This window comes from Microbacterium trichothecenolyticum (assembly GCF_030818955.1).
In the GTDB taxonomy this organism is placed as follows: Bacteria; Actinomycetota; Actinomycetes; order Actinomycetales; family Microbacteriaceae; genus Microbacterium; species Microbacterium trichothecenolyticum_B.
Genome location: NZ_JAUTBF010000001.1, coordinates 3,243,001 through 3,257,135 on the forward strand (window position 1 = coordinate 3,243,001; position 14,135 = coordinate 3,257,135).

Consider the following 14,135-nt stretch of genomic DNA (forward strand, 5'->3'; position numbering starts at 1 on the left):
GTCGTCGATGAGTCCAACGACCGCGACGTCGCCGACGAGGCGTTGGACTCGCTCATTTGGTGACGGGTGCGGCCGAGAACTCAGGACGAGTTTCTTACGAGACCGCAGACCGGCAACGACGGGCGCTGCTTCCTGTTCAGTGAACATGGTCGACGTCGCGAAAATCATCCGATTGGGCGAGACGAGGCACGGTATTTCCCGCTTCGGACGATGATCTGGCTCGACCGCTCACCAGCATGGGCAGCGTGCAAGCAGGTCGCGCGGGACAAGCATTGGGCCCGCGGACCAGATCACGTTCCGCGGGCCCAATACGTCTGATTTGTTAGGACGTGGTGTAGACGAGGCTGTGAGTGGATTGAGCGGACGCCCACCGCGAGAGGGGGGCGAAGCCCACGTTTGCCGAGCATTTCCGCCCGCCCTCCGCAGTCGAACCGGGGTCGCCCGTGCAGGTTGCACTGCTTCCTCCCGGGATCATGGAGATCGCCCCGACCCCGTAGGCGCCGACCGTGTTGTCGGACTCCCGACGCGCGAGCTGGATCACCGGCCCGCCGCTGTCGCCGTTGCCTGCTGCTGGCGTCCCGGCGCTCTGGGTGCTCCAGCGCACCCAGTAGCACTGAAAGGCGGCCACGCAGTTAAACGTGTCCGCGGACTCAAGCACGTTCGAGCACACGAGGCCGGATCGGGAGCCGCTATAGCAAACATTATTTCCGCCGACGGGGGCGACGTACCCGCGGATCGGGAGAACGCTAGTCGCATCGTTGTAGCTGCCAGCGAAGACCCAGGCGGACAGCGAGCCCGGCTCGATGAACAGCTCGAGATCCGTATCTCCCGGAGCCTGGAAGGTGGAGCGCCCCACAGTGTGGGTTCCGGTGCCCCAGGTCCAGGATGCCCCCTGTAGGTCCGTGCAATGGTCGGCTGTGAGCATGTTGTATTGGTTGTCCTGGTTACGGAGCACGGGGAAGCCTGTCGAACAGGCCATTGTTCCCGCCGATGCGGGGCCCTGCATGTACCCGCCAGCGACCAAGGGGGCGGCGTTGCGGACGCGTGTGGTTGTGGTTGCCCGCTCCTTAGTGATGAAAGTGACCGGAACATCCAGGATCTCCTGCGGCAACAGGGTCGAGTGAAGTCGGGAGCTGGAGGTGCTCTGGACGCCGATGGTGATTGATGCACCGTCGGGCGCTGGAGTCCCCGAGACAAACGTCACGCCGGCGGGGAGCACGCTCGAGTCCGCAGCGATCTTCTCGATGATCGCCTCGACTTCTCCGATCGGGCGAACGGCCGGAACGATGTCCCAGTCCTGATCGGCGGGGATGCTGCTGTCGATCAGCGATCGTAGGTCCTCGTCAGCGCCATACGCGAAGAAGTGCAAGACATCGCGGTTCTGGTCCCAGGTCACCGTGTTGATCGAGCGGCCGGTGTCGGCTGCGAGGATGTCGGTGACAGCGAGGGTCGCTTCGAGATCCAACACACGAGCCTGATCGAGCTTGTCGACGGGCATCACCGCGAGCCCGTCGGGCAGCGGCTGGTCGACGGAGACACTGTTGAGATGCCCCATCAGCTGGCTCTCGGGCGCCTCGTCTGCGTGTGCGGGAGCGGTTGTGACGGATGTCAGGCCGAACACGGCTACGACCGCGATAAGAATAGAACGCCTGTGTTTCACGCTTCACCTCCGACTCGGGCCCGTCGGGGGACGGGCCTCTGGCGCCGAAGGTAGCAGGGCGGCTACACCGTGTGGATCACCGACTACTGTCCACCTCGTGACCGCTCGGTGACCTACCCCGCGGGAACGATGAGCGCCGCGAGCGCCGCGGTGACGCAGAGGGCGACGATGCACACGATGCCGATGACCACCCTGCGTATACGCCGGCGAACGTCGCGACTTGCTGCGGTACCGGCGAGAAGGCCAGTCAAGACCACAGCTCCGCATCCCGTGTACGCGATTGCCGCTTGCAACCCGTAGTCAGGCGTCGGCGGTGCCGGGTCAACCAAGGGAATCGGGAACCGCATCGCCGCGACGGCAACGAGCGCGATGACGGCAGCAAGCGTCGCGATCAAGATCGCAATCCATGCCTTCGGATTCGACATCAGTTCTCCGCTCGGTTTCGACCGCTCCAATATCACGCCAGCACAGGTGTAATCAGCGCAGACGATCCATTGGTGATGTCAGACGGTTTAAGCTCTCGCTGCTGCTCGCCCCGGGCACGACGCCGTCATCTTCCCGATCGCTTGATCTCTCGGCATAACCCCATCCTCGGTTCCAAGGACAGGAGCCTCCAACAAACCCAGGGCGCTTCAGGGTAGCTGACCACGTATTGAGCCGCCGTTACGCCAGGCCTGGGCGGGGTGAGGCGGGCTCCGCATGTAGGGTGGCGAGGTCCGCCCGGGCGAGGGAGCCGGGCATGGCGGCACGTTTGCGTCCTGCCCACTCCTCCAAGCGTCCCTCGAATGCCCAGATCTCGCGGAATGAGACAAGGCCTGGTCCGGATTGCTCCGATGACCAGGCCTTTTACTGTCTCAACACAGTGTGCGCCCGAAGGGACTCGAACCCCTAACCTTCTGATCCGTAGTCAGATGCTCTATCCATTGAGCTACGGGCGCAGGGCCTCCGCGCGAAACGGCGCGCAGGCCGTGGTCCAGCATAGCCGCGACCGGCGGCGACGTCTAATCGGCCCAGAACGGTGTGAATCCCGGGCGTGGCGTGAGGGTGTCCGTGCGGTGTCGGGGGCGAGACGTACGCTGGTCGTATGAGCGCGTACGTCTCGGCGTTCGAGCTGTTCTCCATCGGCATCGGACCCTCGAGCTCCCATACGGTCGGCCCCATGCGTGCCGCCGTCGACTTCGTGTCGCGGCTGCGCGCGCACGGCACGCTCGAGCGCGTGACATCCGTGTCCTGTGCGCTCTACGGCTCGCTCGGCGCGACGGGCATCGGTCACGGGACGCCCGATGCGGTGGTCGCGGGCCTGCAGGGGCTCGAGCCCGAGACCGTCGACCCGGATGCCGTGCGACGGGCGTGGTCGGATTGGCCCGACGCACGCCCGTTGCGCCTGGCGGGTGAGCGCGAGGTGGCGTTCACGAAGGACCACATCGCGCTCGAGCCGCGTACGCGGCTGCCCGGGCACCCCAATGCCATGACTCTCGTCGCGCGCGACGCCGACGGGGAGACCGTGGCAGACGAGACGTTCTACTCGATCGGCGGGGGCTTCATCCGCCGCGAGGGCGAGCCCGAGCGGGTCGCCGCGGCACCCCTGCCGCTCGACTTCGACGACGCCGCCACGCTCATCACGCTGTGCGACGAGCGGGGTATCACGATCGCCGAGGCCGCCCGGCTGAACGAGGCGTCGCTGCGCTCCGACGACGAGATCGCCGCCGGCCTCGACCGCATCTGGGATGCCATGGCGGCCTGTGTCGACGCCGGGCTCCACCACGACGGGGTGCTTCCCGGCATCCTGAAGGTCAAGCGACGGGCCTCTGTGATTCGCGAGCAATTGGATGCCATCGAAGCCGACGGGCATCGCGAGCTCCCGGGGGAGTGGCTCGGGGCGTTCGCGCTCGCCGTCAACGAAGAGAATGCCGCGGGTGGGCGCGTCGTGACGGCGCCGACGAACGGGGCGGCGGGGATCCTTCCGGCGGTGGCGATGTACTGGTGGCGGTTCCTCGCCGACTCCGGGCTCGGCGCGGGAAACGCGGTCACCCCCTACGGCGAGCTGGTCGGCAGCGCGCTGCTCGGCTACGGCGGCCACGCCGTCACCCGCGGCGAGGTCGCGGCATGGAATGACGGTGACGTCGCCGAGGCGAACCGTCGCCGCGGCATCCGCCGTTTCCTTTTGACGGCGACGGCCCTCGGTTCGCTCTTCAAGGCCAACGCCTCGATCTCGGGGGCCGAGGGCGGATGCCAAGCCGAGGTCGGTTCGGCCTGCGCCATGGCCGCGGGAGGTCTCACCGCCGTCATGGGCGGCACGAACCGGCAGATCGAGAATGCCGCCGAGATCGCCATGGAGCACCACCTGGGGCTGACGTGCGACCCGGTGGGCGGTCTCGTGCAGATCCCCTGCATCGAACGCAATGCGATCGCCGCGTCCACCGCGGTCACGGCCGCTCGACTCGCCCTGCGCGGCGACGGGTCGCACTACGTGTCGCTCGACGCCGTGGTCGAAACCATGCGGCAAACGGGTATCGACATGTCGACGAAGTACAAAGAGACCAGCGAAGGCGGCCTCGCGGTCAACGTCATCGAGTGCTGACCCGGGGTACCGTCGAGGCTCAGGAGCGACCGCGCAGCTTCGCGGTCAGGGCGCGCAGCTGAGCGAGTTCGTCGTTGTCGAGGCGCGCCATGCGCTCGGAGATCGAGCGGCCGTGCGTGGCCGCGATACGCCGGAAAATGACGGCTCCGGTCTCGGTCGCCGTGACGAGTGAACCGCGCCCGTCGTCGGGATCGGCGCACTTGGTGAGCAGGCCGCGCGTGACCATGCGCTCGACCAAGCGCGAGACGCTCGGCTGGCTGATGAGCATGTTGCTGGTCACGTCGCGCAGACGCGCGGTCGAGTTCGGCGACCGCGTCACGGTCAGCAGCACGTCGTACTCGGCCTGGGTGAGTTCGGTGCTCTCGAAATCCGACCGGATGTCTTCGAACACCTCATGCTGCGCACGGAAGAGGCTCTCCCAGGCTTGCACGGCGAGGCGACGATCGATCATGCATTCAGCGTAGAGGGGCCATCACCCGTCCGGACGCGTCCGGACGCACAGAGTAAGGGCCGGTCGGAGAGGCTTCCGACCGGCCCTTGTCCCTGCACCAAGAGTGTCCTGCAATCACATGTCGGCAGCTGCCACAGCAAAACAACTACCGCACTCACTATATAACGATGAGGTAACGGAGCGGAAGACTCGTCGGTGAGTTTCGCGTGGCGCGGATGTCGATGGGGGTGTGCGGGTGGTCACGGATGCCGAGTCGCTGCCCTAGCATATTGAGAATGGTTCTCAATAAAGAAGCGCGAGCACAGTCTGAGACGGTTCCGGTCACCGTTCTCTCGGGTTTTCTCGGCAGTGGCAAGACGACGCTGCTCAACCACGTCTTGAGCAACCGCGAAGGACGTCGCGTCGCCGTGATCGTCAACGACATGAGCGAGATCAACATCGATGCTCGCCTCGTCGACGGTCCTCTGCAGCTGGCTCGCGTGCCCGAGAAGCTGGTCGAGATGAGCAATGGCTGCATCTGCTGCACCCTGCGCGACGATCTGCTCGTCAACGTCGCGGAACTCGCCGCGGGCGGACGGTTCGACACGATCCTCATCGAGTCGACGGGCATCTCGGAGCCGATGCCGGTCGCCGCGACCTTCGACCTCGATTTCGAGGCGGGGCAGATGCTCTCGCGCGTCGCACGCCTCGACACGATGGTCAGCGTGGTCGACGTATCGACGTTCCTCGCCACGCTCGACGAGGCCAAGACCCTCGCCTCCGAGGGCATCGGTGTGAACGAGACCGACAATCGCACCATCGCCGACCTGCTGATCGACCAGGTCGAGTTCGCAGACGTGCTCGTTCTGAACAAGACCGATCTGGTGGATGCCGGCGACCTGGCGTCCGTGCGCGCGTTCCTCGGCAGGTTGAATCCGCGTGCTCGCCAGATCACGACCCAGTTCGGCCAGGTCGAGCTCGGCGATGTGCTCGACACGGGTCTGTTCGACCACGAACTGGCGGAAGAGGCGCCGGGGTGGCTCCAGGAGATCAACGGCGAGGCCCACGTGCCCGAGACGCTCGAGTACGGCATCGGCTCGACCGTCTTTCGCGCCGACCGGCCGTTTCATCCCGTGAGGCTTGCGAAGGCGATCTCGACTCCGTGGCCGGGTCTGCACCGCGCGAAGGGGTTCTTCTGGCTCGCGAGCCACCCGCACGTGGTCGGACTGTGGTCACAAGCGGGCGTCAACGTGCGCTTCGAGCCGATCGCCGACTGGGCCCGATTCGATGCCGCCCCCGGGCAGGAGATCGTGCTGATCGGCGTCGGGCTCGACGCGCGTGAGGCGACGGAGCGGTTGACCCGAGCGCTCCTCACCGACCGGGAGATGGCCGCCGGGCGATCGGTCTGGGCGAAGCTTCCCGATCCCTTCGCCGGGTGGGCTCGAACCGGTGTGACGTTCCACGTCAAGCGCCCGGGCGTGCCGCAGGGGGCTCAACGACACGTGCACGCGCCCGGACACGAGCACCACGCCACGCCGTGAGTGCACCGACCGCATCCGGGCGGTTCCGGCGAGACGGGTTCTGGGAAGACCAGCGGGCATGGCTCGACGGGGGCTTCCCGGGGCGGCGCGAACAGATCCGCGCGATGCAGCTGGGGGTGCTGGCGGGTGAGCACGTGTTCCTGCTCGGCCCGCCCGGCACCGGCAAGACCTCCCTCGTGCGTGCTTTCGCCAGCATGCTGTGCGGGCGCCTGTTCGAGCAGACGCTGTCACGCACCCGCCCCGATTCCGCCGTGCTCGGTCCTTTCGACATCCCGCTGCTGCGCGACCACGGTCGCTTTCAACGGGCGATCGAGGGCTATCTGCTCGACTGCGAGTGGGCTTTTCTCGACGAGATCGGCCACATCGCCCCCGACCTCGGTCACGACCTGCTCGCGGCGCTCAGCGACCGGCTTCGTCACGACGTCGACCGGGGGCGGAGCACGCACCCCATTCCCCTGCGCACGGCGTTCACCGCGGGCAACGCGATCCCCGGCGAGGACGGATCCGACGATGCTCGCGCGCTCTGGGATCGGTTGCTCGTGCGTGTGCCGGTCGACTATCTCGATCGCGCTGATGCGGCTCTCTTGCTCGCAGGCCCCGTCGAGCGGGCGTCGTCTCCCGCCTCGCGGAGCCTGGCCGATCTCGACCACGACCGCCGTGCCGTCGAGGCGGTACGGATCGCCCCGACGATCATCGAGGCGGTGCTCGAGCTGCGCGACCGACTGCGCGAGGGCGGTCACGTCTTCTCCGACCGACGGTGGTCGGCGGCGCTCGGACTGTGCCGAGCCGAAGCCTGGCTCGACGGCAGAGTCGAGGTGGAGCGTCGAGATCTCGCGACGCTGAGGTTCGTGCTGTGGGACTCGATCGAGCAACGCCGCAGCGCGATCCGCGAGGTGGCGCTGGCCGCCGACCCGTCTCTGGCTGCAGCGATGACGATCGTGGAACGCGCGCGGCTGCTCGCCGAGGTGTGCTGCAGCCACCGGGGTGACGACGCGCAGACGCGGAGCGCGTGGGTTCGGGAGGCGCGGCGCAAGCACCGCGCGCTTGCCGACGCCGCTCGTGAGCTCCCCGTCGCCGCCGCCTGGGGCGGCTTCGATGCCGATGCGGTGGGTGCGCTCGCCGAGGCGTCGCGGGCTATCGCCCAGCTCGAGCAGCCATCGGGGCAGAATCGCCCCTCGACGCACGGGACCGCGTCGTCCAGAGCATCGGGGAGGCGGGACGCGCCGCAGCGGGCGGGTATCGCATCGTGACCGTGCCTTCTTCCGTGTTGCGCGACGATTGGCTCGTCGACGAGTTGTGGGGCCGAGACGGTGGCGATCTCGTCGGCGCGGCACACGAGTGCGACCCCGCGCTCGTGCACGACGTGTTCGCCTACCTGTTGATCGCCGACCCGCAGGTGTGCCAGACGCGACGGCGTCGCCATCCGGATCGTGCCCGGGTGATCGAGCGTCTCGGGACGGATCCGCGGATCACCGCCGTCCGCTCGATGACCGTCGGCGACGAAGACGCCTGCGCACAGTGGACTCCCCGTGTCGTCCGAACGCTTCTGCAGACCGCCCCTGACGCCGCGGCCTCGGCCCCCTTGTCAGGCGCGCAGGACGCGGGTGATCCGGAGCCGGGAGAACAGGCTCTCGCGCTCGCCGCGGAAGACGGGGAGGGTGACGAACGCGCGGGAGGTGGGACGCGGGGGGAGGCCAGCGAGAGCCCGTTCGCGCAGAGCTCTCCCGACGAGCACCTGCTCGCCCAGTTGCTCGACGTCGACAGCCGTGACGGCCTCCGGCGCCTGGTACGAGCGTGTCGCCAAGGCCTGGTCGCGCACGCGGGGTTCGCCGACGTAATGCGCCCCCGCACTCCTCGACCGAGTCGTACGCGAGACCCCGGGCGCGTGGCATCCGATGTGTGGCTCGGGCTGATCGCACCCGAGAGCGAGACGCCGCTCTGGCGTGATTGGGCGCAGCGCGGCCTGCGTGGTCAGGTCTCGTCGCCCCGAGAGCCGCAGGGTCCCCTGGTGATCCTGGCCGATGAGTCGGGATCGATGCAGCTCCTTCTCGACGGCACGCACACGCGACGGACGTGGGCGTTGGCGACCGTCTTCGCGGCCGTCGACATGGCCATCGCCGGAGGGCGCGACGTGATCTACCTGGGATTCGCGGGGAACGACTGCTGTTGGCGCGAAGACATTCGCGCCCGTGCGCGCGACGGTGTCAGGGCTTCGCTCGGCCGGATATGCCGGCACTTCTACGGCGGGGGCACCGCTTTCGCCGCCCCGATCGACGCGGCACGCACGGTGCTCGGCACGACCGCCGCCCGCGGCGCAGGGATCCTCGTTCTCAGCGACGGTGAAGGAGCCTTCGGCGACCGGGAGCTCGCGGCGAAGTGGCGTGAGGCGCGGGCTGCGGCCGCGGCCCGATGCTGGGGCGTGCGCATCGGCGGCGAGGACGCGACCCCGCTCGACGACCTCTGCGACGCGGTGATGCCGCTCGAGGAGTTCGCCCGTGCAGACCTCGAGGCGCGCTATCCGCTCTCCACGCGAGTGCACTGAGGCGGCGACGGCGCGACCGGTACATCCGGAGGTGACGCGCGCCTGCATGCCGCGTGTGCGGCTCTCGGTCAGCGTCCGCGCACGTGGTTCCACTGCGTGATGACCTCGGAGCCGTGCTCGAACCCGAGCTCGCTGACGGCCGAGGTGCCGAGGACGAAGTAGCGACCGCCGGCCGCGGTCAGCCCCAGCCACACGCCGGCGAGAGCGCGCAGGAAGTGCGCGTGCGAGAACAGCAGCACCTGCTGTCCGGCGCGTACACGAGGGCGAAGCTCGTCGAGGAGGGATGCCGCGCGCGCCGTGACCTGCTCGAGGCTCTCGCCCGGGGTGTCGCCAGCGGGTGCGCCGTTCTGCCAGATGGTCCACGGATGGCCGAGCTCTGCGGTGATCTGCGGGGTGGTCAGTCCCTCGTAGGCGCCGTAGTCCCACTCGACCAGGCGCGGTTCGTGCTGAGCGTCGGGGTAGCCGGCCCGGCGAGCGGTCTCGACCGCGCGCTGAAGGGGACTCGTCAGCACCAGGTCGTATCGCCGGGTGGCGAGGAGCGTCCCGGCCAGCTCGGCTTTGTACGCGCCGGTCTCGGTGAGGGCGATGTCGGTGAGGCCGGTGTGGCGGCCGGTACGGCTCCACTCGGTCTCTCCGTGGCGCACCAGTACGAGGCGTCCGTCGGGTTCGGTCAGGTCGTCATCCTTCACGGCACCATCCTCGCGCGTTCGCGCGCGGGGGACGGGGCGGCTCGGCGGGGTGGACGTGAGAAGGGCCGGTCGGAGATCCCGACCGGCCCTTTCCTGCACCAGAGTGTCCTGCAATCACATGCCGGTAGCTGCCACAGCAAAACAACTACCGTGCGAGCACTCTATAACGGTGAGGTAACGGAAGGGAAGACCTCGTCGTGATCATTTCGTGATTTTTTCTCCGCGTCCGCGCGACGGCTCCGCCACCACGTGATCGACAGGATCGACGCGAGCGCGGCCCCGGCGGCGTTGACGAGCACGTCGTCCACCGAGGTCACCCGCCCGAGGGAGAGAGCGAACTGCAGGGTTTCGAGCAGGGTCGACAGCGCCGCCGCGACGAGCGCCACGATCGGCACGACGGATGCCGGGCGCCCCAGACGTAAACGTACGGGCAGAAAGAAGCCGAGCGCGGCGAAGACCAGTAGGTTTCCCACCATCTGCACCACGACATCGCCGCCCGAGAGAACGCGACCGAGGTCGCGGAAGGGCACGAGCTGCACGCCGCCGGAGCCACCGCTCGGCGTCATGATCATCCACACCCAGGGTGCGGTGCCCACGACCATGCCGACATCGGCCAACGCGGATCTCCGTGCCCAGCCCTTCGGCCAGCCCCGGCGGACGCGATGCCGCTCCATCCGCGAGGCGACGAACGCGCCCAGGGGAACGCCCACCAGGACCGTCACGGCGATGACCGCGCCGAAGCGTTCGGCGATCGATTGCACGACGCCCACGTGTGTCACCGCCACCGGATGATCATCGTCATTCGCTCATCCTGGCGGACGGGGCGTCGGGACAGGGCGAAGACCGAGGCAATGGGCGCGGCTGCGACGTGAACCGGCGAGGATGGAGGCGTGCCCCATGACATCCGCCTGATCGCCGTCGACATGGACGGCACGCTGCTCGACGGCGACGGGAACGTGCCGGAACCCCTGTGGGAGCTGTTGCCCCGTCTCGCGGAACGCGGAGTCGCCTTCGTGCCCGCGTCGGGCCGACAGCTCGCCACGCTGCGGGCCACGTTCGGCGACGACGCGCACACGATGAGCTTCATCGCCGAGAACGGGGCGTACGTCGTGCGCGACGGTGTCGAAGTGGCATCCGATCCGATCGACCCCGCCTTCGTCGAACGGGCCGTCCGGCGCCTTCGGACCCTGTCGCGCGAGGGGTACGACCTGGGCGTCGTCGTGTGCGGCAAGCGCTCGGCATACATCGAACGCACCGACCGGGCCTTCCGCGACCAGGCATCGGCCTACTACGCCGCACTCGAGCAGGTCGACGACGTGCTCGCCGTCGACGACGCCGTGCTCAAGCTCGCGATCTACGACTTCGCCCCCGCCGAAGAGAGTGTCGGCCGCGCTCTCGACGACCTCGCCGAGACCCACCGCGTGGTCGTGTCGGGAGAGCACTGGGTCGACATCATGAACATCGGTGTCGACAAGGGCGTCGCGCTGCGTCGCCTGCAGGCGACGGCGGGCGTCACACCGGGCCAGACCGTCGCCTTCGGCGACTACCTGAACGATCTCGAGATGCTGGATGCCGCCGACTGGTCGTTCGCCATGCAGAACGCCCATCCCGAGGTCGTCGCGCGTGCCCGCCACCGAGCCCCGTCCAATGTCGACCACGGGGTCATCTCGACGATCGAGCGCCTGCTCGCGGCCGAGTGACCGATTCGCGCCCGCCGGTGTCGTCGGCATCCACTACTGTGGCTGCGGTCACACGAGCGCGGTCCTCGCTCGGCTCGAGCACGAAGGCGAGAACGTCCATGGTCAGTCCCTCGGGCCCGTCTGCCGATCAGTCGTCCATGCCCGCGCCGGAGCGTCGGCTGCGCCGCGCGATGAGCGCCCGCCACCTGGTGATGATCGCCCTCGGCGGTGTCATCGGGTCGGGTCTGTTCCTCAGCTCGGGTTACACGATCCACCAGGCGGGGCCGCTCGGTGCGGTGCTGGCGTACCTGCTCGGGGCGTTCGTCGTCTGGCTCGTCATGCTGTGCTTGGGGGAACTGGCCGTGGTGTGGCCCGTCTCGGGGTCGATCCACATCTACGCGGCACGCACCATGGGGCCGGCGACCGGTTTCGCCACCGCGTGGCTGTACTGGCTGTGCTGGGTCGTGGCGCTCGGGTCGGAGTTCACGGCATCCGGCATCCTCATGCAGCGGTGGTTCCCGAACGTCGAGGTGTGGGTGTGGTGCGTCGTCTTCGCGGCGGTGCTGTTCACACTCAACGCCATCTCGGCGCGGGTGTTCGGCGAGACGGAGTTCTGGTTCGCCCTCATCAAGGTCGTCGCGATCCTGGGGCTCATCGTGCTCGGCACCATGGCGATCTTCGGGTTCACACCGCTGTCGACCACGCACCACGAGGCGGTCGGGCTGAGCAACTTCGTCACCCCCGACGGTCTTCTTCCCGCGGGTCTCGGCGGTGTGCTGATCACCTCGCTCGCGGTGTTCTACGCCTTCAGCGGCGCCGAGCTCGTCGGGGTCGCCGCCGGCGAGACCAAGGACCCGGCGCGCAACATCCCCCGCGCCCTCCGGTCGACGGTGCTGCGCCTGCTCGTGCTGTTCGTCGGCTCGATCGTCGTCATCGCCGCGCTTCTGCCGTACGAGAAGGCGGGTCTGAGCTCGAGCCCGTTCGTCGACGTGTTCGAGTACGTCGGCGTACCGTACGCGGCCGACATCATGAACTTCGTCGTCATCACGGCGCTGCTCTCGGTGGGCAACAGCGGGTTGTACTCGTGCGCGCGCATGCTGTTCTCGCTGTCGGAAGAGGGCTACGCGCCCCGCGTGTTCACGAAGCTGACGCGGCGCGGCATCCCCATGGTGGCCCTGTTGGTGAGCCTCGCGATCGGTCTGGTGTCGTTGATCTCCAGCGTCATCGCCGCCGAGACGGTGTACCTCGTGCTCGTCTCGATCGCGGGCTTCGCCGCTGTCGCGGTGTGGATGGCGATCGTCGCCGCGCAGTACTTCCACCGGCGGGCGTTCGTGCGCGAGGGCGGCGACGTGTCGACGCTCGCGTTTCGCACCCCGCTGTACCCGCTCGTGCCGATCCTGGCGTTCGTGCTGCTCACGGCCTCCATCGTCGCCATCGCCTTCGACCCGAACCAGGTCGCGGCGTTGTACTACGGCATCCCGTTCGTGGGCCTGTGCTACCTCTTCTTCTGGTGGCGCTACGGTCGCCGGGGCGTCGCGCCTTCTCGCCGTGATGAAGAGGCACCGGTCGGCTGAGCCGCACTGTACGCCGTGTCTAGCGCGACCGAGTGCTCTATCCGCAAGGGAGGATGCCGGCGAGGCCGACCGCCCAGTACCGTCGCGGCAACGCTGACCACTCGGGAGGACACATGGGCGACGCAGACACCATCGTCATCGGAGCAGGCGTCTCGGGCCTCGCCGCCGCGCGCCTGCTCGCCCGTGCGGGTCGGCGGGTGGTCGTGCTCGAAGCGCGTGAGCGCATCGGCGGCCGCGTCTTCAGCGATCGCGTCGACGGGCACGTCACCGACCGCGGCGCCTCGTGGATTCACGGCATCGATGACAGTCCGGTCGCCGCGGCGGCCCGCGCGTTCGACATGCCGATGATCGAGTTCACGGTGGGCGGCTATCAGCCCGACAGTCGCCCGCTGGCCTACTTCGACGCCGACGGAAGCCGTCTCGATGCCGACGCCGTGCGGCAGTACGCCGACGACATCCGTACGCTGAACGCCGCACTGGTCGACATCATCGCCGCGGCCCCCGCCGACGCCACCTACGCTGACGTCGTCGAGCACGCACTGTCGATGCAGGACTGGAACGCCGAACGGGCCGAGCGCGTGCGCGAGTACAACGACCGCCGCAGCCAAGAGCAGTACGGCGTCGGCATGGACGGCCTCGGTGCCCACGGCCTCGACGACGACACGGTCAACGGCGACGAGGTCGTCTTCCCACGCGGCTACGACGAGCTCGCCAAGCGTCTCGCGCAGGGACTCGACGTGCGCCTCGAGCACATCGTCTCGCGCGTACGGTGGTCGAGCGACGGCGTGTACGTCGAGACCGACCGCGGCGTCTTCACGGCCGCGACCGCCGTGATCACGGTGCCGGTGGGTGTGTTGCACGCCGGCGACGTCGTCATCGAACCGGACCTGCCCGAGACCCACCGCCGCGCGCTCTCGCTCGTGCGCATGAACGCGTTCGAGAAGGTCGTGCTGCGTTTCGCCGAGCGGTTCTGGGATGCCGGGGTCTACGGCATCCGTCAGCTCGGCGATGAGGGGGAGTGGTGGCACTCCTGGTACGACCTCGGTCGGATCCACGACGAGAACGCGCTGCTGACGTTCGCGGCCGGCCCCGCCGCCGTCGCGACGAGGCACTGGAGCGATGCCGACATCGTCGCGTCGACCCTGGCGCAGCTGCGTCGCCTGTACGGCGACACGGTGCCGGAGCCGACGAGCACCGTCGTCACGCGCTGGCAGGACGACCCGTTCTCGCACGGGTCGTACGCGTACATGCTGCCCGGATCGGTCGGTGCCGACCACGATGACCTCGCCGAGCCGGTCGGCGGTGTGTTGCACCTCGCCGGCGAGGCCACGTGGGGCGACGATCCCGCGACGGTTCCGGGGGCGATGCTGTCGGGACACCGCGCCGCGCAGAACGTGCTCGGTCGCGGCATCCCCGTGAGCGACCTGTGGGCGTGATCG

12 protein-coding genes and 1 tRNA gene are annotated in these 14,135 nt (G+C 68.4%); 7 read left to right on the top strand and 6 right to left on the bottom strand.

Features of this window, described 5'->3' with window-relative positions:
- Nucleotides 1–322: 322 nt before the first annotated feature.
- The 3 genes from QE412_RS15275 to QE412_RS15285 all read right to left on the bottom strand — a co-directional run bounded on the left by QE412_RS15275 (nt 323) and on the right by QE412_RS15285 (nt 2,598).
- Nucleotides 323–1,555 (bottom strand): hypothetical protein, encoded by a 1,233-nt coding sequence (locus QE412_RS15275; protein ID WP_307485766.1) that lies wholly within the window; start codon nt 1,553–1,555, stop codon nt 323–325.
- Between the two features lie 218 nt (nt 1,556–1,773).
- A complete protein-coding gene (locus tag QE412_RS15280) occupies nt 1,774–2,085 on the bottom strand; it encodes a hypothetical protein (RefSeq protein WP_307485769.1) in 312 nt (103 codons plus the stop codon).
- Nucleotides 2,086–2,525: 440 nt separating this feature from the next.
- Nucleotides 2,526–2,598, bottom strand: a tRNA-Arg gene (locus QE412_RS15285).
- A 146-nt stretch (nt 2,599–2,744) separates the two neighbouring features.
- Between QE412_RS15285 and QE412_RS15290 the strand changes: the two genes are divergently transcribed.
- The gene (locus QE412_RS15290; protein WP_307485771.1) at nt 2,745–4,241 is read left to right on the top strand and encodes an L-serine ammonia-lyase, iron-sulfur-dependent, subunit alpha; all 1,497 of its coding nucleotides are present in this window, start codon (nt 2,745–2,747) and stop codon (nt 4,239–4,241) included.
- Between the two features lie 19 nt (nt 4,242–4,260).
- Here the strand turns inward: QE412_RS15290 and QE412_RS15295 are convergent, their stop codons facing one another.
- Nucleotides 4,261–4,692: a MarR family winged helix-turn-helix transcriptional regulator gene (locus tag QE412_RS15295; protein ID WP_307485773.1), complete on the bottom strand. Its 432-nt coding sequence runs from the start codon at nt 4,690–4,692 to the stop codon at nt 4,261–4,263.
- A 275-nt stretch (nt 4,693–4,967) separates the two neighbouring features.
- Between QE412_RS15295 and QE412_RS15300 the strand changes: the two genes are divergently transcribed.
- The 3 genes from QE412_RS15300 to QE412_RS15310 are packed head-to-tail and all read left to right on the top strand — an operon-like array spanning nt 4,968 to nt 8,754.
- Complete coding sequence (locus tag QE412_RS15300) at nt 4,968–6,212, top strand: GTP-binding protein (protein WP_307485776.1); 1,245 nt, start codon at nt 4,968–4,970, stop codon at nt 6,210–6,212.
- Nucleotides 6,209–7,462, top strand: a complete 1,254-nt coding sequence (locus QE412_RS15305; protein ID WP_307485778.1) for an AAA family ATPase — start codon at nt 6,209–6,211, stop codon at nt 7,460–7,462. The genes QE412_RS15300 and QE412_RS15305 overlap by 4 nt, the downstream gene beginning before the upstream one ends.
- A 2-nt stretch (nt 7,463–7,464) precedes the next feature.
- A complete protein-coding gene (locus QE412_RS15310; protein ID WP_307485780.1) occupies nt 7,465–8,754 on the top strand; it encodes a vWA domain-containing protein in 1,290 nt (429 codons plus the stop codon).
- 68 nt (nt 8,755–8,822) lie between these two features.
- On the opposite strand, the gene QE412_RS15315 is transcribed toward QE412_RS15310, so the two are convergent.
- Nucleotides 8,823–9,443 carry a histidine phosphatase family protein gene (locus QE412_RS15315; protein ID WP_307485782.1) on the bottom strand — a complete coding sequence of 207 codons (621 nt, stop codon included), beginning with the start codon at nt 9,441–9,443 and terminating at the stop codon, nt 8,823–8,825.
- A gap of 161 nt (nt 9,444–9,604) precedes the next feature.
- On the bottom strand, nt 9,605–10,228 hold the full coding sequence (locus QE412_RS15320; RefSeq protein ID WP_307485783.1) for a VanZ family protein: 624 nt from the start codon (nt 10,226–10,228) through the stop codon (nt 9,605–9,607).
- A 105-nt stretch (nt 10,229–10,333) separates the two neighbouring features.
- Here QE412_RS15320 and QE412_RS15325 point away from each other — a divergent pair, with 105 nt between their 5' ends.
- The 3 genes from QE412_RS15325 (at nt 10,334) to QE412_RS15335 (ending at nt 14,132) form a co-directional block, all read left to right on the top strand.
- Complete coding sequence (locus QE412_RS15325) at nt 10,334–11,143, top strand: Cof-type HAD-IIB family hydrolase (protein ID WP_307485785.1); 810 nt, start codon at nt 10,334–10,336, stop codon at nt 11,141–11,143.
- A 137-nt stretch (nt 11,144–11,280) separates the two neighbouring features.
- Nucleotides 11,281–12,696: an amino acid permease gene (locus tag QE412_RS15330; RefSeq protein WP_307485786.1), complete on the top strand. Its 1,416-nt coding sequence runs from the start codon at nt 11,281–11,283 to the stop codon at nt 12,694–12,696.
- A 113-nt stretch (nt 12,697–12,809) separates the two neighbouring features.
- Nucleotides 12,810–14,132, top strand: a complete 1,323-nt coding sequence (locus QE412_RS15335; RefSeq protein WP_307485789.1) for a flavin monoamine oxidase family protein — start codon at nt 12,810–12,812, stop codon at nt 14,130–14,132.
- The last annotated feature ends 3 nt before the right edge of the window (nt 14,133–14,135 follow it).